The organism is Streptomyces xanthochromogenes, from assembly GCF_014650455.1.
Taxonomy (GTDB): Bacteria; Actinomycetota; Actinomycetes; order Streptomycetales; family Streptomycetaceae; genus Streptomyces; species Streptomyces xanthochromogenes.
Genome location: NZ_BMUZ01000001.1, coordinates 418,480 through 436,003 on the forward strand (window position 1 = coordinate 418,480; position 17,524 = coordinate 436,003).

20 protein-coding genes are annotated in these 17,524 nt (G+C 71.7%); 11 read left to right on the forward strand and 9 right to left on the reverse strand.

What is annotated here, in order from left to right; all coding sequences use genetic code 11:
* The first annotated feature begins 47 nt into the window (after positions 1 to 47).
* Complete coding sequence (locus IE267_RS01845; protein WP_167157402.1) at positions 48 to 659, forward strand: Maf family protein; 612 nt, start codon at positions 48 to 50, stop codon at positions 657 to 659.
* A 12-nt stretch (positions 660 to 671) separates the two neighbouring features.
* Here IE267_RS01845 and IE267_RS01850 read toward each other — a convergent pair whose 3' ends face one another.
* On the reverse strand, positions 672 to 1,139 hold the full coding sequence (locus tag IE267_RS01850) for a hypothetical protein (protein WP_167157404.1): 468 nt from the start codon (positions 1,137 to 1,139) through the stop codon (positions 672 to 674).
* Between the two features lie 401 nt (positions 1,140 to 1,540).
* Between IE267_RS01850 and IE267_RS01855 the strand changes: the two genes are divergently transcribed.
* The gene (locus IE267_RS01855) at positions 1,541 to 3,295 is read left to right on the forward strand and encodes an acetyl/propionyl/methylcrotonyl-CoA carboxylase subunit alpha (protein ID WP_167157406.1); all 1,755 of its coding nucleotides are present in this window, start codon (positions 1,541 to 1,543) and stop codon (positions 3,293 to 3,295) included.
* A gap of 59 nt (positions 3,296 to 3,354) precedes the next feature.
* Here the strand turns inward: IE267_RS01855 and IE267_RS01860 are convergent, their stop codons facing one another.
* From IE267_RS01860 to IE267_RS01870, 3 genes are read right to left on the reverse strand one after another with little or no spacing between them, the layout of a single operon-like run.
* On the reverse strand, positions 3,355 to 3,567 hold the full coding sequence (locus IE267_RS01860) for a DUF397 domain-containing protein (RefSeq protein ID WP_189761960.1): 213 nt from the start codon (positions 3,565 to 3,567) through the stop codon (positions 3,355 to 3,357).
* A gap of 28 nt (positions 3,568 to 3,595) precedes the next feature.
* Positions 3,596 to 3,805: a DUF397 domain-containing protein gene (locus tag IE267_RS01865; RefSeq protein ID WP_189761961.1), complete on the reverse strand. Its 210-nt coding sequence runs from the start codon at positions 3,803 to 3,805 to the stop codon at positions 3,596 to 3,598.
* Positions 3,802 to 4,629, reverse strand: a complete 828-nt coding sequence (locus IE267_RS01870; protein ID WP_189761962.1) for a helix-turn-helix domain-containing protein — start codon at positions 4,627 to 4,629, stop codon at positions 3,802 to 3,804. The genes IE267_RS01865 and IE267_RS01870 overlap by 4 nt, the downstream gene beginning before the upstream one ends.
* A gap of 174 nt (positions 4,630 to 4,803) precedes the next feature.
* Here IE267_RS01870 and IE267_RS01875 point away from each other — a divergent pair, with 174 nt between their 5' ends.
* From IE267_RS01875 to IE267_RS01890, 4 genes are all read left to right on the forward strand, one after another.
* Positions 4,804 to 4,998: a hypothetical protein gene (locus IE267_RS01875; protein ID WP_237550379.1), complete on the forward strand. Its 195-nt coding sequence runs from the start codon at positions 4,804 to 4,806 to the stop codon at positions 4,996 to 4,998.
* Positions 4,995 to 5,351 (forward strand): hypothetical protein, encoded by a 357-nt coding sequence (locus tag IE267_RS01880; RefSeq protein WP_189761964.1) that lies wholly within the window; start codon positions 4,995 to 4,997, stop codon positions 5,349 to 5,351. Before IE267_RS01875 ends, IE267_RS01880 begins: the two co-directional genes overlap by 4 nt.
* Positions 5,352 to 5,389: 38 nt before the next feature.
* Positions 5,390 to 5,635, forward strand: coding sequence for a hypothetical protein (locus IE267_RS01885; RefSeq protein WP_189761965.1), 246 nt, complete (start codon positions 5,390 to 5,392; stop codon positions 5,633 to 5,635).
* Between the two features lie 266 nt (positions 5,636 to 5,901).
* Positions 5,902 to 6,477, forward strand: a complete 576-nt coding sequence (locus tag IE267_RS01890; RefSeq protein WP_167157417.1) for a TetR/AcrR family transcriptional regulator — start codon at positions 5,902 to 5,904, stop codon at positions 6,475 to 6,477.
* On the opposite strand, the gene IE267_RS01895 is transcribed toward IE267_RS01890, so the two are convergent.
* Entirely contained in the window at positions 6,474 to 7,433 is a 960-nt protein-coding gene (locus IE267_RS01895; protein WP_161257739.1) for a DeoR/GlpR family DNA-binding transcription regulator, read from the reverse strand. The two genes, IE267_RS01890 and IE267_RS01895, sit on opposite strands and share 4 nt — an antisense overlap.
* Before the next feature lie 154 nt (positions 7,434 to 7,587).
* Positions 7,588 to 9,027 (reverse strand): NAD(P)H-quinone dehydrogenase, encoded by a 1,440-nt coding sequence (locus tag IE267_RS01900; protein WP_161257736.1) that lies wholly within the window; start codon positions 9,025 to 9,027, stop codon positions 7,588 to 7,590.
* Between the two features lie 223 nt (positions 9,028 to 9,250).
* On the opposite strand from IE267_RS01900, the gene IE267_RS01905 reads away from it, so the two are divergent.
* The 4 genes from IE267_RS01905 to IE267_RS01920 all read left to right on the forward strand — a co-directional run bounded on the left by IE267_RS01905 (position 9,251) and on the right by IE267_RS01920 (position 13,840).
* Complete coding sequence (locus tag IE267_RS01905; RefSeq protein ID WP_100575073.1) at positions 9,251 to 9,688, forward strand: gamma-glutamylcyclotransferase family protein; 438 nt, start codon at positions 9,251 to 9,253, stop codon at positions 9,686 to 9,688.
* 210 nt (positions 9,689 to 9,898) lie between these two features.
* Positions 9,899 to 10,723: a purine-nucleoside phosphorylase gene (locus tag IE267_RS01910; protein ID WP_161257734.1), complete on the forward strand. Its 825-nt coding sequence runs from the start codon at positions 9,899 to 9,901 to the stop codon at positions 10,721 to 10,723.
* Between the two features lie 35 nt (positions 10,724 to 10,758).
* Positions 10,759 to 12,405, forward strand: a complete 1,647-nt coding sequence (locus IE267_RS01915; protein ID WP_167157421.1) for a phospho-sugar mutase — start codon at positions 10,759 to 10,761, stop codon at positions 12,403 to 12,405.
* Positions 12,406 to 12,616: 211 nt separating this feature from the next.
* Entirely contained in the window at positions 12,617 to 13,840 is a 1,224-nt protein-coding gene (locus tag IE267_RS01920; protein ID WP_189761966.1) for a putative hexosyltransferase, read from the forward strand.
* A gap of 39 nt (positions 13,841 to 13,879) precedes the next feature.
* Here IE267_RS01920 and IE267_RS01925 read toward each other — a convergent pair whose 3' ends face one another.
* From IE267_RS01925 to IE267_RS01935, 3 genes are all read right to left on the reverse strand, one after another.
* Positions 13,880 to 14,512 (reverse strand): PH domain-containing protein, encoded by a 633-nt coding sequence (locus tag IE267_RS01925; protein WP_167157425.1) that lies wholly within the window; start codon positions 14,510 to 14,512, stop codon positions 13,880 to 13,882.
* Positions 14,513 to 14,550: 38 nt separating this feature from the next.
* Complete coding sequence (locus tag IE267_RS01930; protein WP_189761967.1) at positions 14,551 to 15,165, reverse strand: class F sortase; 615 nt, start codon at positions 15,163 to 15,165, stop codon at positions 14,551 to 14,553.
* A gap of 64 nt (positions 15,166 to 15,229) precedes the next feature.
* Positions 15,230 to 16,321: a hypothetical protein gene (locus IE267_RS01935; RefSeq protein ID WP_189761968.1), complete on the reverse strand. Its 1,092-nt coding sequence runs from the start codon at positions 16,319 to 16,321 to the stop codon at positions 15,230 to 15,232.
* A 243-nt stretch (positions 16,322 to 16,564) separates the two neighbouring features.
* On the opposite strand from IE267_RS01935, the gene deoC reads away from it, so the two are divergent.
* Positions 16,565 to 17,521, forward strand: coding sequence for a deoxyribose-phosphate aldolase (gene deoC, locus IE267_RS01940; RefSeq protein ID WP_189762145.1), 957 nt, complete (start codon positions 16,565 to 16,567; stop codon positions 17,519 to 17,521).
* The last annotated feature ends 3 nt before the right edge of the window (positions 17,522 to 17,524 follow it).

Consider the following 17,524-nt stretch of genomic DNA (forward strand, 5'->3'; position numbering starts at 1 on the left):
CCGGGGAGATTCCGCCGAGGACCCCCGCGCGGTGCGCGGGACCTACGATGGCGCCCATGACTGCTCAGCGCCGCCTCGTCCTCGCCTCCCAATCCCCCGCCCGGCTCGGGCTGCTCCGCCAGGCGGGGCTCGCGCCCGAGGTCATCGTCAGCGGCGTCGACGAAGACGCGCTGAGCGCGCCGAGCCCGGCCGAGCTCGCCCTCGTCCTCGCCGAGGCGAAGGCGGCCGCGGTGGCGGACCGGCCCGAGGCCGCCGGGGCGCTGGTCATCGGCTGCGACTCGGTCCTCGACCTCGACGGGCAGGCCCTCGGCAAGCCCGCCGACGCCGAGGACGCCACCGCCCGCTGGAAGTCGATGCGCGGCCGCTCGGGCGTGCTCCGCACCGGGCACTGCGTGATCGACACGGCGACGGGTGAGCGCGCCTCGCGGACCGCGTCGACCGTCGTACGGTTCGGCGAGCCCACCGACGCGGAGATCGCGGCGTACGTGGCGAGCGGTGAACCCCTTTACGTGGCAGGGGCGTTCACGCTCGACGGCCGCTCGGCGCCCTTCGTCGACTCGATCGAGGGCAGCCACGGCAACGTGATCGGGCTCAGCCTGCCGCTGCTGCGCACGCTGCTCGGCGAGCTGGGCGTCTCGATCACCGACCTCTGGGCGTAGGCCCGGGGGCGCTCAGACGGCGGCCGGTGCGCCATTGGGCGCGCCGGGCGGCCCGTCCTCGGGCGCGGCCCCGACCTCCTGCGCGGGACGCTCCTTGGCGTACGTCACCAGCACGAAGACGAGCAGCGCGAGCACGACCATCAGGTAGACGAAGGCCTGCCAGCCGACCAGTCCGACGGTGAACGCGCCGAGCACCGCGTGCACCACCGCGCAGGCGATCAGCGTGATGCGGGCGAACCGGCCGAGGGCGCGGTCCCGGATGCCGATGATCAGCAGCAGGATTCCGCAGAGGACGAGGAAGAGTCCGAACAGGGCGCCCGCGACCCAGGACCCGACGGAGATCGCGTGCGGATCGATCCCGGCCATGGACATGTTCTGGTTGCGGGCGACCAGGCCGAGCACCCAGTTGACCAGCACGACACCGCACGCCTCGACGAGGAGAACGAGCGCGGCCACGATGGCGATCAGTCGGCGCAACACGCCCGACACCCCCTGTTACCCGTAGTACGGCTGTGGCGCGCACGCTACTAACCAGTAATGGTTCGTACAAGGGTCCGTACAAGAACGATGGCCCGTCGAGACCCGAGACGGCTCGGTACCCGGGGGCACGGCCGCAAAGAGGCCGCAAAGAATCATTCGGCCATTCGTAGGGACCCCACAAAGAAACCCGGGGGCGCGCTGACCGACGGGACAGAGACCTTGCCCACACCACACCGCTACTGTGCGGTACGGGAGCCCGGCGTACCGTGGTGCGACAAGGGATTTCGCGACTTGAGCGTGCCTCGAATCACACTCCGTGTGGGCAAGCTCACCATTGGGGATGGGTCGTAAGCCAGTGTGCGGCTTCCCTAAACTCAGCTTGTTTCAAGGAGGGAGCCATCGTGCGCAAGGTGCTCATCGCCAACCGAGGCGAAATCGCTGTCCGTGTTGCCCGGGCCTGCCGGGATGCCGGGATCGCGAGCGTAGCCGTCTACGCCGATCCGGACCGGGATGCGTTGCATGTCCGGGCAGCGGACGAGGCATTCGCCCTGGGCGGTGACACCCCGGCGGCCAGCTATCTGGACATCGCCAAGGTGCTCGCGGCCGCGGCCGACTCCGGAGCGGACGCGGTCCACCCGGGCTACGGATTCCTGTCCGAGAACGCCGAGTTCGCCCAGGCGGTGCTCGACGCGGGTCTGACCTGGATCGGCCCGCCCCCGCAGGCCATCCGTGACCTCGGCGACAAGGTGGCTGCCCGTCACATCGCGCAGCGCGCGGGCGCCCCGCTGGTCGCCGGTACGCCGGACCCGGTCTCGGGCGCGGACGAGGTCGTGGCGTTCGCCAAGGAACACGGCCTGCCCATCGCCATCAAGGCGGCCTTCGGCGGCGGCGGTCGCGGCCTCAAGGTCGCCCGCACCCTCGAAGAGGTCCCCGAGCTCTACGACTCGGCCGTCCGCGAGGCCGTCGCCGCGTTCGGCCGCGGCGAGTGCTTCGTCGAGCGCTACCTCGACAAGCCCCGTCACGTCGAGACCCAGTGCCTCGCCGACACCCACGGCAACGTGGTCGTCGTCTCCACCCGTGACTGCTCGCTCCAGCGCCGCCACCAGAAGCTGGTCGAGGAAGCCCCCGCCCCGTTCCTGAGCGAGGCGCAGAACGCCGAGCTGTACGCCGCCTCGAAGGCGATCCTGCGCGAGGCCGGCTATGTCGGCGCGGGCACCGTCGAGTTCCTCGTGGGCGCCGACGGCACGATCTCCTTCCTGGAGGTCAACACCCGCCTCCAGGTCGAGCACCCGGTCACCGAAGAGGTCACCGGCATCGACCTGGTCCGCGAGATGTTCCGCATCGCCGACGGCGAGGCCCTCGGCTACGACGACCCGGTCATGCGCGGCCACTCCTTCGAGTTCCGCATCAACGGCGAGGACCCGGGCCGCGGCTTCCTGCCCGCCCCCGGCACCGTCACCGTGTTCGCGCCGCCGTCCGGCCCGGGTGTCCGCCTGGACGCGGGCGTCGAGTCCGGCTCGGTCATCGGCCCCGCCTGGGACTCGCTGCTGGCCAAGCTCATCGTCACCGGCGCCACCCGCGAGCAGGCCCTCCAGCGTGCCGCGCGCGCCCTGGCGGAGTTCAACGTCGAGGGCATGGCGACCGCGATTCCCTTCCACCGCGCGGTAGTTGTCGATCCCGCGTTCACGGCCGACCCGTTCACCATCCACACCCGGTGGATCGAGACCGAGTTCGTCAACGAGATCCCGGCGTTCACGGCCCCGGCCGACGCCGAGTCGGACGAGGAGCCGGGCCGCGAGACGGTCGTCGTCGAGGTCGGCGGCAAGCGTCTTGAGGTCTCCCTGCCGTCCTCCCTCGGCATGACCCTGGCCCGCACCGCGGCCGCCGGTGGCGCCAAGCCCAAGCGCCGCGCCGCCAAGAAGGCCGGCTCCGCCGCCTCCGGCGACACCCTCGCCTCGCCCATGCAGGGCACGATCGTCAAGGTCGCGGTCGAGGAGGGCCAGGAGGTCAAGGAGGGCGACCTCGTCGTGGTCCTGGAGGCCATGAAGATGGAGCAGCCCCTCAACGCCCACCGCTCCGGCACGGTCAAGAGCCTCGCGGCGGAGGTCGGCGCGTCCGTGTCCTCCGGCGCGGCGATCTGCGAGATCAAGGACTGATCCCCTTGACGCGAGGAGCCCCGGTCGCCAACGCGGCCGGGGCTCCTGCGTGTTGAGCATCAGACGGTACGGAACGCTCCGGCCTTGACCCCGGCGACGAACGCGACGAACGCGCCCACGGGGAGGTCGAGCACGGGCCCGCCCCGGTCCTTGGAGTCCCGGACCGGGACGGTGCCGCGTGAGCCTCTGAGGTTTGCGGCGACCTCGACGCACTGGCCGCCGTTGTTGCTGTAGGAGGACGTGAACCAACGGGGGGTTTCGTCGGTCTTCACGGGTTGCCCTTCCAGAGCTGTCAGGGTGTCAGATACTGCGCAAATTACCCGACTTGACGCCCTCAATGAAGGCGGAGAACGCGCCAGCGGGGAGGTCGAGGACCGGACCGCCCTGATCCTTGGAGTCCCGGACCGGGACGATGCCGCGCGAGGCGACGAGGTTTGCGGCGACCTCGACGCACTGGCCGCCATTGCTGCTATAGGAGGAGGTGAACCAACGCGGGCTTTCGGTCGTCACGGGGTGCCCTTTCGTAACTGTTCGATCATGGCCACGGACTCCGCCTGCGAAGCGGATTCGGCCTGCAACTGATGGTAGGCCGTCAACAACGGCTGCACGAAGCGGATATCACGCTCCAGACGACCTTGCTGCGCAGATTCGGCGTAAGCGAGATGCGACCTATCCGAGAGCGCGAGAAGGGTCACGGGCAGGTCGAACGCTCGGCGCTCGCCGAGGTCGTACGGCGCCACCTGGAGCACTGTCGTGGGCAGTTCAGCAAACGCGACGAGCCGGTCCAACTGCGCTGCCATCACACTCCGGCCACCCACCGGCCGCCGCAGGCAACTCTCATCCAGCACCGTGTAGACCAGAGGTGGGACCGCTCGCTCCAGAGCTGCTTGCCGACGGGCGAAGAGTGCCAGTCGCTCCTCTGCCTGCTGTTCCGTGATCGCGCCTCGCCGTACCGCCCCCGTAGCAATCGCGGCGGTGTACTCCTGAGTCTGGAGCAGTCCAGGAATGATCCCCAGCTCGAAGAGCCTGATCTCGACCGCTTGCCCCTCATGCACGACGAACTCCGGGAAGCCCTCCAGCACGGCGGAATGCCGGGCAGCCTGCCCCTGCCGTTGAAGCCGGTCCCCCGTGCCAAAGGCACGATCCGCACTGTTCGCGAAGCGGGTAGTTGGAGGTCGGCGGCCAGTTTCGACGGCGGAAATGTGCGTCCCGGAGTACCCGATGCGCTCGGCCAGGTCGTCCTGTGTCCACCCGCGCTCGTCGCGCAACGTGCGCAACCGGTCCCCGAAGGCCGCACCCGGCGAACTTTCGGGGTCCAACTCCTTGCGGTTCATCAGCGCTCACCCAACTCCCCGTGCAGATAGCGCAAGTTGAAGGCATCCCCACTCTAAGTCACGCTGAACGCGCTTGGTAGTGAAACCACTACAGAGAGGAGCGCTGCCGTGTGTACGCAGAGCGGTTCGCCTCACGCACAGCAACCCACCCCCACCCCCACCCCCGGCACGCTGATGGTGGACACCGGCCGGGCGGACCGGGTCGGAGAGTTCCGCGGGGTCGCCGGGCCCTACTGGTCGCTGCGGCCGATGGCCGGCGGAACCGAATGGGAGGCGGAGCCCGCCAGAGTCCGCCCCCCGACCCCCGCGGAGCGCATCGGCGCCGAGAACGCGCGGTGCAACGCCCGGAGCCGGGGGGATGTGCTGTGAGGGAGGGCGAGGCGGAGTACCGGTGCAGTGTGCGGGCCGAGCTGCGCATCGAGGGGCAGGGCACCGCGATGCTGATCAACGCCTATGGCACCCCCTCGGCGGTGCTCGCGGCATCGTGGCTGCGGGGTCAAGCGGCTTGGTGCATGGGCAAGTTGGGGGAAGGGGACGCCTCCGGCAGGCGGCTCGCGGCCTGGCTGGGCGACGAGACCGCGCAGTGGCGGCTCTTCGCGGCGCTGATGGCGGGCGAGAGCGTGCCCGTACGGGTCCACGAGGGCGGGACCATCGTGCTGCTGCACGCCCGGCGCGTGGACGCACCCGCGGGCCGGACTCGGCGTGGACGGGGTGCCCGGTGAACCCCGCGGCACGCCAAATTCGGCGTGGGAGTGCCGAGTTGGGCCGCGCCCTGCTGGCCGCGGGGGTGGTGCGCGGCGACCGGGCGTCCGCGTTCGCCGCGACGGACTTCGAAGCGCCGCGGCCGGGGCCGGTCAGTCCGCGTTCCTGCCCGGCGTGCGCTCTGGTCGTGGCGGTCCTGGAGGGGGCGGTGGCTCGGCGCAGCCGGGCACTGGCGCTGGCGGGTCTTGAGCTCGCGGCCGGGCACAAGAGGCTTGGTCATCCCTCGGACCGCCGGGCGCCCTGAGCCCGCTGGTTGGGCGCGGCCCGGCGTTGTTGCGCAGTTCCCCGCGCCCCTGGCCGTACCGGTGCTGGCCGGTGCAGGCAGACCCAGCCCGTCCGGCGTTTGAGGACGAGCGCCCTCAAGGCGCGATACGGGGTCCGGGGCACAGCCCCAGGAGCCGAGTCATTCGGTCCGCCGCACGGGCGGGCGGGTGGGCAAACCCGCCGGGGTCCGGGGCGGAGCCCCGGGGCTACGGGCGGGCGGGTGGGCAAGGGTGGCATCCTGGACGCATGGATGGGCATGCGACCGCGGGGCGACCCCTGCGCGCCGACGCGCGACGCAACCACGACCGCCTCCTGGCCACGGCCAGAGCCGCCTTCGCGGAGCGGGGCGCGGACACCTCCCTGGAGGACGTGGCCCGCACCGCGGGCGTGGGCATCGGCACCCTGTACCGGCACTTCCCCACCCGTCAGGCCCTGCTGGGCGCGGTGTTCCAGAGCGAGGTGGACATACTGCTCACCCGCTCAAGGGAGTTGCTGGACGCCGAGCAGCCCTGCACCGCGCTGATCGAGTGGCTGCGCGCGATCATCACGCACGCGGGCCTGTACCGGGGCCTGGCCCGGTCCCTCATGTCGGCGTCGGGCGACGCGAGTTCGGCCCTGGCGCGGTGCAGCGAGCCGATGCGGGAGGCGGGTGACGCCCTGCTCGTACGGGCTCGGGAAGCCGGTTCCGTACGGGCCGGCGTCACCATCGCCGACCTCCTTCAGCTGACCAACGCCATCGCGCTGGCCGCCGAACAGTCGCCGGACGACCCGGAGTTGGCCGACCGGCTGCTCGCCCTCACCTACCGGGGCCTCAAGAACTAGCGCCGTCGCAGGTCCGCGACCCGCGCCCGTTCGCCCGGCCCCTGCGGCTCGCCCATCGCCGCCGCGCTGCGCAACTGCGGTCCCGCGCCGGGGGCGTGGGTGCGGCGCTGGCCGGGAAGGGGCATGTCGCGGCGGGGCGGGCGGCCGGGGGCGGGCTCGCCGGCCGGTGCGCCCGAGGCGCCCGCGACGGCGATCTGCACCCCCTGGTCGGCGAGGGCCTGCAACTCGGTGGCGGCGCGGTCGTCGTGGCCCGGCGGCTCGTCGGTGACCAGGCGGGTGATCACGTCGGTGGGCACCGTCTGGAACATGGTGTCGGTGCCGAGCTTGGTGTGGTCGGCGAGGACCACCACCTCGGCGGCGGCCTGCACCAGGGCGCGGTCCACGCTCGCGGAGAGCATGTTGGACGTGGACAGGCCGCGCTCGGCCGTCAGACCGCTGCCCGACAGGAAGGCACGGGAGACCCGCAGACCCTGGAGGGACTGCTCGGCTCCACTGCCCACCAGGGCGTAGTTGGAGCCACGCAGGGTGCCTCCGGTCATGACGACTTCGACCCGGTTGGCGTGGGCCAACGCCTGTGCCACCAAAAGGGAGTTGGTGACCACGGTCAGTCCGGGAATCCGCGCGAGCCGGCGGGCCAGCTCCTGCGTGGTCGTCCCGGCGCCGACGACGATGGCCTCGCCCTCTTCGACGAGACCGGCGGCGAGGTCGGCGATGGCCGTCTTCTCCGCCGTGGCTAGATGGGATTTCTGCGGGAAGCCGGATTCCCGGGTGAAGCCACCCGGCAGCACCGCACCGCCGTGGCGGCGGTCGAGGAGTCCTTCGGCCTCCAGGGCCCGCACGTCCCGCCGTACGGTCACTTCGGAGGTCTGGACGACACGGGCGAGCTCACGGAGCGAAACCGCCCCGTTGGCGCGCACCATTTCGAGGATCAATTGGCGACGTTCTGCAGCGAACACGAAACTGACAGTAACTTGGGCGGCCGAATGTTTTCAGCAGTTTGCGCCGAATAACAGAAGGTGCACTCAAAGGGGGTCGTCGAGTGGTATATGCCTCGCCGTAACCTCCACGACACCCTGGCCCACTCGCCAACCCCCTTCCCCACCAGGGGAGTTACGCCTCTCCGGCCTTCTTGCGGGTGTGCAGCTGCCGGGCCACTTCGGCGATCGAGCCGGACAGCGACGGGTACACGGTGAACGCATTCGCGATCTGCTCCACCGTCAGATTGTTGTCGACGGCGATCGAGATCGGATGGATCAGTTCACTGGCGCGCGGTGCGACGACACAGCCGCCCACGATGATGCCGGTGCCCGGGCGGCAGAAGATCTTGACGAAGCCGTCCCGGATGCCCTGCATCTTGGCGCGCGGGTTGCGCAGTAGCGGGAGCTTCACGACCCGGGCGTCGATCTTGCCCGCGTCCACGTCGGCCTGGGTGTAGCCGACGGTGGCGATCTCGGGGTCGGTGAAGACGTTGGAGGAGACCGTCTTCAGGTTCAGCGGCGCCACCGCGTCGCCCAGGAAGTGGTACATCGCGATGCGGCCCTGCATGGCGGCGACCGAGGCGAGCGCGAAGATGCCGGTCACGTCGCCCGCCGCGTACACGCCGGGGGCGGAGGTGCGCGAGACCTTGTCGGTCCAGATGTGGCCGGACTCCTTGAGGCGTACGCCCGACTCCTCGAGACCCATGTTCGCGGTGTTGGGGATCGCGCCGACGGCCATCAGGCAGTGGCTGCCGCTGATGACCCGGCCGTCCGAGAGGGTGACCTCGACGCGGTCACCGACGCGCTTGGCGGACTCGGCGCGCGAGCGGGCCATGACGTTCATGCCGCGGCGGCGGAACACGTCCTCCAGGACGGCGGCCGCGTCCGGGTCCTCGCCGGGCAGCACGCGGTCGCGGGACGAGACGAGGGTGACCTTGGAGCCGAGCGCCTGGTAGGCGCCCGCGAACTCGGCGCCGGTGACGCCGGAGCCGACCACGATGAGCTCCTCGGGCAGCTCGTCCAGGTCGTACACCTGCGTCCAGTTGAGGATGCGCTCGCCGTCGGGCTGCGCGTCGGGCAGCTCGCGCGGGCTGCCGCCGGTGGCGATCAGCACGGCCTCGGCGGTGAGCATCTCCTCGGTGCCGTCGGCGGCCGTCACGATCACGTCGCGGGTGCCGTCGATGCCCTGGGGTCCGGCGAGCCGGCCGCGGCCGCGCATGACGCGGGCGCCCGCCCGGGTCACGGAGGCGGTGATGTCGTGGGACTGGGCGAGCGCGAGGCGCTTGACGCGTCGGTTGACCTTGCCGAGGTCCACGCCGACGACGCGCGCCGCCTGCTCCTCGGGGGGCGTGTCGTCGGCGACGAGGATGCCCAACTCCTCGTACGAAGAGTCGAAGGTGGTCATCACCTCTGCCGTCGCGATCAGGGTCTTCGACGGCACGCAGTCGGTGAGCACCGACGCCCCGCCCAGACCGTCGCAGTCCACGACGGTCACCTCCGCGCCGAGCTGGGCGCCCACCAGGGCCGCCTCGTATCCGCCCGGTCCGCCACCGATGATCACGATCCGCGTCACGAAAAAGTCCGCCTCGTAGTGTCGATCCCGGCCTGCCTGCCCGCCCGGCCGGGGGTCCGGGGCGGGGCCCCGGGGGAACGCAGTACGTACTTCATTGTCCCGCACGCTTCAAGTGTCTTCGCCCCGGGGGCGCCATTCGGCCGCTTGGCGGGATTCGGAGGGGGCCCGGTGGTGACGGGCGGCGCGAACTGCCCCGGTGGGCCACTGTCGTACCCTCGACACCATGTCGCTCTACGCCGCGTACGCCGGCAACCTGGATCCGCGGCTGATGACCCGCCGCGCCCCGCACTCTCCGCTGCGCGGCACCGGCTGGCTCAACGGCTGGCGCCTGACGTTCGGCGGGGAGCAGATGGGCTGGGAGGGTGCCCTCGCGACGATCGTCGAGGCACCGCGCTCGCAGGTCTTCGTCGCCCTCTACGACATCGCGCCGCTCGACGAGGAGTCGATGGACCGGTGGGAGGGGGTCGGGCTCGACATCTACCGCCGGATGCGGGTGCGCGTGCACACGCTCGACGGCGAGGAGGCGGCCTGGCTCTACGTCCTGAACGGGTACGAGGGCGGCCTGCCCTCGGCCCGTTACCTGGGCGAGCTGGCCGACGCGGCGGAGTCCGCGGGCGCCCCGCACGACTACGTGATGGAGCTGCGTAAGCGCCCCTGCTGACCCCCTCGCAGGTCAGCGGCGGCCCGCGACCGGGCTTTCGTGCGAAGCCACAAACGGATTCGGCAGGTCCGTTATCCTGCACATCTACGCGCGTAGGACTTCAGCGGTTACGCTCATGCGCGTACATCTTCTTTACCGGGGGAAAACCCCCCGGACCCGGCCGGACAGTCACCGGGCGGGACGACGTTCCTTCGCGAGGCGAGAGACTCAGTGAACGCATCTGCCACCCCGGACCTGCTCCAGGACGACCCCTACGCCGCCGCCGACGCCGCCGCCACGCGCCTGCGCGAGCTCACCGGCGCCGAGACCCACGACGTCGCCCTGGTGATGGGCTCCGGCTGGGCACCGGCCGTCGACGCCCTCGGCGCCCCCGAGGCCGAGTTCCCCGTGACCGAGCTGCCGGGCTTCCCCGCGCCGGCCGTCCAGGGCCACGGCGGCAAGATCCGCTCGTACAAGATCGGTGACAAGCGCGTCCTGGTCTTCCTCGGCCGCACCCACTTCTACGAGGGCCGCGGTGTCGCCTCCGTCTCGCACGGCGTGCGCACCGCCGTCGCCGCGGGCTGCAAGACCGTCGTCCTGACCAACGGCTGCGGCGGCCTGCGCGAGGGCATGCGCCCCGGCCAGCCGGTCCTCATCAGCGACCACATCAACCTGACGGCCACCTCGCCGATCATCGGCGCCAACTTCGTGGACCTGACCGACCTGTACTCGCCGCGCCTGCGCGCGCTGTGCAAGGAGGTCGACGCGTCGCTGGAGGAGGGCGTGTACGTCCAGTTCCCCGGCCCGCACTACGAGACCCCGGCCGAGATCAACATGGTCCGCGTGCTCGGCGGCGACCTGGTCGGCATGTCGACCGTGCTGGAAGCCATCGCCGCCCGCGAGGCCGGCGCCGAGGTCCTCGGGATCTCGCTGGTCACCAACCTCGCCGCCGGCCTGACCGGCGAGCCGCTCAACCACGAAGAGGTGCTCCAGGCGGGCCGCGACTCGGCGGCGCGCATGGGCGAGCTGCTCACCCGGGTACTCGACCGCATCTGATCCCTTCTCGTCCCTTCTCGCGAAAGGCTGACAACGTGACGCAGGACCTGATCGCGCGGGCCGAGGCCTGGCTGGCCGAGGACCCCGACAGTGAGACCCGCGAAGAGCTCGCCAAGCTCATCGAGAGTTCGGCGGACGCCGAGCACGCGGCGGAGCTGGCCGCGCGGTTCAGCGGCACGCTGCAGTTCGGCACCGCCGGGCTGCGCGGCGAGCTGGGCGCCGGGCCGATGCGGATGAACCGTTCGGTCGTCATCCGGGCCGCCGCCGGCCTCGCCGCGTACCTGAAGGCGAAGGGCCAGGGCGACGGGCTCGTCGTCATCGGCTACGACGCCCGCTACAAGTCCGCGGACTTCGCGCGGGACACGGCGGCCGTCATGGTCGGCGCCGGGCTGAGGGCCACGGTCCTCCCCCGGCCGCTGCCGACGCCCGTACTCGCCTACGCCATAAGGCACTTGGGCGCCGTCGCCGGCGTCGAGGTGACGGCCAGTCACAACCCGCCGCGGGACAACGGCTACAAGGTCTACCTCGGCGACGGCTCGCAGATCGTGCCGCCGTCGGACGCGGAGATCGCCGCCGAGATCGACGCGGTCGCCTCGCTGCACGACGTGCCGCGGCCCGAGAGCGGCTGGGAGGTGCTCGGGGAAGAGGTCCTGGACGCCTATCTGGCGCGTACGGACGCGGTCCTGACCGAGGGCTCGCCCCGCACCGCGAACGTCGTCTACACGGCGATGCACGGCGTCGGCAAGGACGTGCTGCTCGCCGCGTTCGCGCGGGCCGGGTTCCCCGAGCCGGTGCTCGTGGCCGAACAGGCCGAGCCCGACCCGGCGTTCCCGACCGTCGCCTTCCCCAACCCGGAGGAGCCGGGCGCGATGGACCTGGCGTTCGCCACGGCCCGCCGCACCGACCCCGACATCGTGCTCGCCAACGACCCGGACGCCGACCGCTGCGCGGCCGCGGTCAAGGGCCGCGACGGCGAGTGGCGGATGCTGCGCGGCGACGAGGTCGGCGCGCTGCTCGCCGCCCACCTGGTCACCAAGGGCGTGACCGGCGTGTTCGCCGAGTCGATCGTGTCGTCCTCGCTGCTCGGCCGCATCGCCGAGGCGGCCGGGCTCGGCTACGAGGAGACGCTCACCGGGTTCAAGTGGATCGCCCGCGTCGACGGTCTGCGCTACGGCTACGAGGAGGCGCTCGGCTACTGCGTCGACCCCGAGGGCGTGCGCGACAAGGACGGCATCACGGCCGCCCTGGTCTTCGCCGAGCTCGCCTCCGTCCTGAAGGAGCAGGGCCGCACGGTCCTGGACCTGCTGGACGAGCTGGCGCTCGCACACGGCCTGCACGCCACCGACCAGCTGTCGGTCCGCGTGGAGGACCTGACGGTGATCTCGGACGCGATGGCGCGCCTGCGCGAGCAGCCGCCGACTGCGCTCGCGGGTCTCGCCGTCACCAGGGCGGAGGACCTCACGGAGGGCACCGAGCAGCTGCCGCCCACCGACGGCCTGCGCTACTACCTGGAGGGCGCCCGGGTGATCGTGCGCCCCAGCGGCACCGAGCCCAAGCTCAAGTGCTACCTGGAGGTCGTCGTGCCGGTCGGCTCCGCCGACGAGCTGGAAGCGGCCCGCACCAAGGGCGCCGAGCTGCTCGCCGGGATCAAGAAGGACCTCGCGGCGGCCGCCGGTATCTGACGGGCCGTCCATGCGAGCGGCCGACGCGGGCCGTCGGCGCGAGCGCTCAACGCGGGGACGAAGCCGGGGCGGTGGTCAAGGGACCACCGCCCCGGTCCTGCTTTCGGGTGATTTCGTACGGCAGTTGACGCAGCGGTGCCGCATCCGGCGGGGGCTTGCGAGAAAGGGTGACCCGTACCCTTCGCCGCGTCCGAGCCAAGGAGCTGTCGCAGTGCCCCCGACCGCGCCGCCCCCAACGACGACCACGGTCCACCCCAGACCCGTCCCCGCCGCCCGCCGCCACCCGGCCCCGCACGGCACCGGCGGGCGCCCACCGGCCCGTGAGCGGGTGCGCACCGCGCTCGCGTACGCCGGCCCCGCGCTGCTCGGCTATCTTGCCGTCCGCCTCTTCGGCACGCTCGTCCTCGCCAAGTGGGCGCATGTGCAGCACCGCGGTCTGTGGCCGGTGCTCGCCAAGTCCTGGGACTCCAACTGGTACCTCGACATCGCGGACCACGGCTATGAACACGCCCTGCACGCAGGGGAGTTGAACGACCTCGCCTTCTTCCCGCTGTATCCGGTCCTGGTGAAGGCGGTCGCCGCCGTCACACCGGGCTCGCGGGCCAGCGTCGCCCTGGTGCTCGCGGTCGGGTTCTCACTGGTCGCCGCGTGCGGGGTGTTCGCGGTCGGCGACCGGCTGCACGGCCGGCGCACCGGCAGCTGGCTCACGGTGCTGTGGGCCGCACTGCCGGTCGGGGTGGTCCAGTGGATGGGCTACACCGAGTCCCTGTTCACCGCCCTCACCGCCTGGGCGCTGTACTGCGCGCTGACCCGGCGCTGGCTCTGGGCGGGCTCCCTGGCGGCGCTCGCGGGCCTGACCCGCCCCACCGGCATCGCGATTGCCGCCGCGGTCTCGCTCGGCGCCCTCGCCGCCCTGGTGCGGGGCCGCCGGTGGGAGTGGCGCCCGGTCGTGGGCGGCCTGGTGGCGCCGCTCGGCTGGTTCGCCTACGTGGCCTGGGTGGGGCTGCGGGTGCACCGCTGGGACGGCTACTTCGCGGTGCAGAAGCTGTGGGACAACCAGTGGGACGGCGGCGTCGGCACCCTGCGCGACATGCGCGGCCTGCTGGTCTACGCGAACCGGCCGCCCCTGTTCCTGGTCCTGGTCACCGCGGTCCTGATCGTGGCCGGCGCGCTGTACCTGCTCTCGCTCGCCGACCGCCAGCCACTGGTGCTGCTCGTGTTCACGGGCGTCCTGCTGCTGGTCGTGCTCGGCAGCGGCGGCGTCTACTTCCCGCGGGCCCGCTTCCTGGTGCCCGGCTTCCCGCTGCTGCTTCCGCTCGCGCTCATGCTCGCGCGGGCCCGCCGCGCGGTGACCGCCCTGGTGCTCGGCGCGGCCACCCTGTCCTCGGCCTGGCTGGGCGCGTACATGCTCCTGGTGTGGAACGGCCCGCCGTGAGCGGCCCGTGTCCGCCCCGTACGGCCCGGGTGAGGGGCCTCAGCCGATGACGAGCAGGACGACGAACAGGACCGCACCGGCGACCGCGGGCGCGATGATCTCGTACGCCCAGCGGATGCTCACCGGGCCCTGCGCGCCCTCGCGCGAGGCGCCTTCCTCGGCCAGGTCGCGCAGGTCACGGATGGACTGGTCGGTGGGTGCCATCCGAGCCCGGTCGGTGACGTCTGCCGTGACCGACACCCCCGACTGCCCGTCGACGGCCGCGTCGCGCGACTGACGGCGGGCCGCCCGCTTGCGCTGGCGCAGCGAGACGGGGATCGCCCACAGCTGGTACTTGCCGCCCGACTGGTCGAAGACCTCGCTGGAGTACCCGGCCCGTACGTCCGCGACCGACGCCCAGGGCAGCGTGATCGTGCGGAACGGGTTGCGCACGAGCATCCGGTCGGCGCTCGCGAGCACCACCGGGCGGAAGCTGAACGCGACGATCAGCGGCACCAGCCACAGCAGCACGGCGAGCGAGAGCCAGGGCGCGTTGCCGGCGCCCTGGACCACGGCGTCGACGCCGAGCCACAGGGCGAGCGCAAGCAGCAGCGCACCGCCGGCGATACCGGGGGCTGAGCGGTAGGTCCGGTCGGCGTAGGCCGGCTCGGCGGGCGGCATGGGGCTCGTCATGGCCCGATTCTGCCTCACGCGCCCCGGGCCGGTTCCGCTCAGGCCACCAGATCCGCGTACAGGATGATGTTGTCGGGGCGGTGGCCGCCGGTGAGCTCGCCGCCGCAGGTGATGATCCGCAGCTCGGGGCGGTCGGTGTCGCCGTACACCTTCTGCGTCGGGAAGGTCTTCTTGTCGACCTGCTCCAGCGCGCGGACCCTGAACTTTGCGGTCCTCCCGTCGGCCCGGGTGACCGAGACGGTGTCGCCGACCTCGACCTCGGAGACGTTCCGCAGGACCGCGGGGCCCTTCACGGTGTCGAAGTGTCCGATGAGCACGGCCGGCCCCTTCTGGCCGGGCGTGACGCCCTTGTCGTACCAGCCGATGCGCTCCGCGTCGGCGACGGAGGGCACCTCGACGGTGCCGTCGGCGGCGAGCCCCAGGTCGAGGATCGGGCTCGCGTCGACGCCGGCCGCCGGGATCTCGACCCGTACCGGCCTGGAGGCGGGCAGGGCGGCCGCGGCCTTGGCGGGCGCGGGGGCGCTGGAGGCGGCGGAGACGCTGGGGGGCGGGGTGGGCTTCGGGGTCTCGGAGCCGCACCCGGCGGCGGTGATCCCGACGGCGAGGACGAGGAGGGTGGCGGCGGCCGAACGGGCCGCGCGGGTACGGGACATGGGGTGCTCCGGGTGCAGGGCGGAAGAGCGGCGGGCCTCCCCGGAGGGAGGCCCGCCGGGGTGATCAGATACGGGCGGCCGAGCGCCGCCGCACCACGACGAAGCCGAGGCCACCGGCGGCGGCGACCGCCGCGCCGCCCACGAACAGCGCGCCCTTGTCGCTGCCGCCCTGCTTGAACTCGGCACCGGCCGCGACGGCACCCTTGGGCACGACGGTGGTCTGGGCGGCGGTGTTGACCGCGGGCTTGGCCGGGGTGGTCGCGGCCTTGCTGGCCCCGCAGCCCGCCGGGAGGTTCGGGAAGGCGGTGTAGACGAAGGGAACACCGCCCTGGGTGCGCTGCCCGAGGCGCGGCGTGGCGGTGTCGGCGCCGTCGATGCGGATGCCCATGTCACCGTTGACCGGGTGGGCGCGGTCCACCGTGACGATCGGCTTGAAGGCACCGTCCCGCAGCACCGCCTTGGGCCCGGCAGGGCCGTTGGTGAGCTTCACCGACGAGACGTCGGGGTACACGCTGTCGATGACCCGGGTCACCGTGCAACCGCTGCGGCCTTCGATGAACTCCGAAGTCAGCCTGCCGGTACCGGCGTTCAGCACCACGTGCATGCCGCGGAAGAACCCGTCGGCGTCCTGCCCGAAGGTCTCAAGGACCTTCACCGGCTTGCCGTTCGAGACGGTCTCGGCACGGTAGAAGCCCTTCGACAGGCGGACCACATTCAGCTTCTCGCCGTCGACCAGCGTGTAGGTGCCGGCGACGAGGCAGGACGCGGGAAGCGCCGGGAAGGGCTGCGACTTCCACGCCTTGTTGCCGGTCTGGGTGCGCTGCGAGAAGGTCACCTTTCCGCCCGAGCCCTCTTCGAGGCGGATGCCGTGGGCGTAGTCCATGGGGTGGGCGCGGTCGATGGTGGCGACGACCTTCCCGCTCGCGTCCGTGAGCTCGGCCTTGGGCCCCTTCGACGCGTCGTCGCTGAGCACGACGGTCATGCCCGGAAGCTCCGACGGGACGGTCTTGGTGACGTGGCAGGGCTCGGCGGCGGAGGCGGTGGCCGGGGCTGCGGTGGAGGTGGCCGCGAAGGCCGCGGCCGGGGTGAGGAGGGCTCCGGCGAGGGCGGCGACGGTGATCGCGGCGCGGAGCGGGGTGCGGGTGTAGGTCGACATGAACGACTCCGTGAAGCAGTGCGGCCGGTGGGCCGGAGAGAGAAAGAGTGGAGGTCGCATGCCGCCTCCTCTGCCGGGTGGGGCCGTTGAGGCTGGGCGGGGCTGCAGGAAGAAATCTATGGATCACCTGTACGAGAAGGGTCCGTTCCATGTCACAGCGGTGTGACAGACCTCACCGCCCGCCACCTGCGCTCCGGGGGCTGTACAGGCAGCTACGCGCGTAGATATGCTCATCTGGTGACCATGCCCACCAATGCACCTGCAGCTGCCTTCGCCGACGCGACCGCGTCCGACGGCGCGCTGCGCCGCTTCCTCCACGGGCTCCCCGGCATCGACCCGGTGGGCCTGGAAGCGCGCGCCGCGTCCCTCGGTACCCGTTCGATCAAGACCTCGGCCAAGGCGTACGCCATCGACCTGGCCATTTCGATGATCGACCTGACGACCCTGGAAGGCGCGGACACTCCGGGCAAGGTCCGGGCGCTCGCCGCGAAGGCCGTCCACCCCGACCCGACCGACCGCACCACTCCGCACACCGCCGCCGTCTGTGTCTATCCGGACATGGTGGCGACCGCGAAGGAGGTGCTGAAGGGCTCGGACGTCAAGGTCGCGTCCGTCGCCACCGCCTTCCCGGCGGGCCGCGCGGCGCTGCCGGTGAAGCTCGCGGACGTGCGGGACGCGATCGCGGCCGGTGCCGACGAGATCGACATGGTGATCGACCGGGGCGCGTTCCTGGCCGGTCACTACCTGAAGGTGTACGAGGAGATCGCGGCCGTCCGCGCCGAGTGCGGTGAACAGGCCCGCCTCAAGGTCATCTTCGAGACCGGTGAGCTGTCGACGTACGACAACATCCGCCGCGCCAGCTGGCTCGGCATGATGGGCGGCGCCGACTTCATCAAGACCTCCACGGGCAAGGTCGCGGTCAACGCCACCCCCGCCAACACCCTCGTACTCCTCGAAGCCGTACGGGACTTCCGCGCGGCGACCGGGACCCAGGTCGGCGTGAAGCCGGCCGGCGGCATCCGCAACACCAAGGAAGCCATCAAGTTCCTGGTCCTGGTCAACGAGACCGTGGGCGAGGACTGGCTGGACAACCACTGGTTCCGCTTCGGCGCCTCCTCGCTGCTCAACGACCTGCTGATGCAGCGTCAGAAGCTGGCGACCGGCCGCTACTCCGGCCCCGACTACGTGACGGTGGACTGATCA

Coding starts and splice junctions, on each gene's coding strand:
- IE267_RS01935 (WP_189761968.1), bottom strand. CDS start 16,321: ATGTCGACCTACACCCGCACCCCGCTCCGCGCCGCGATCACCGTCGCC.
- IE267_RS01875 (WP_237550379.1), top strand. CDS start 4,804: ATGGTGGACACCGGCCGGGCGGACCGGGTCGGAGAGTTCCGCGGGGTC.
- IE267_RS01925 (WP_167157425.1), bottom strand. CDS start 14,512: ATGACGAGCCCCATGCCGCCCGCCGAGCCGGCCTACGCCGACCGGACC.
- IE267_RS01905 (WP_100575073.1), top strand. CDS start 9,251: ATGTCGCTCTACGCCGCGTACGCCGGCAACCTGGATCCGCGGCTGATG.
- IE267_RS01870 (WP_189761962.1), bottom strand. CDS start 4,629: ATGAACCGCAAGGAGTTGGACCCCGAAAGTTCGCCGGGTGCGGCCTTC.
- IE267_RS01890 (WP_167157417.1), top strand. CDS start 5,902: ATGGATGGGCATGCGACCGCGGGGCGACCCCTGCGCGCCGACGCGCGA.
- IE267_RS01930 (WP_189761967.1), bottom strand. CDS start 15,165: ATGTCCCGTACCCGCGCGGCCCGTTCGGCCGCCGCCACCCTCCTCGTC.
- deoC (WP_189762145.1), top strand. CDS start 16,565: ATGCCCACCAATGCACCTGCAGCTGCCTTCGCCGACGCGACCGCGTCC.
- IE267_RS01845 (WP_167157402.1), top strand. CDS start 48: ATGGCGCCCATGACTGCTCAGCGCCGCCTCGTCCTCGCCTCCCAATCC.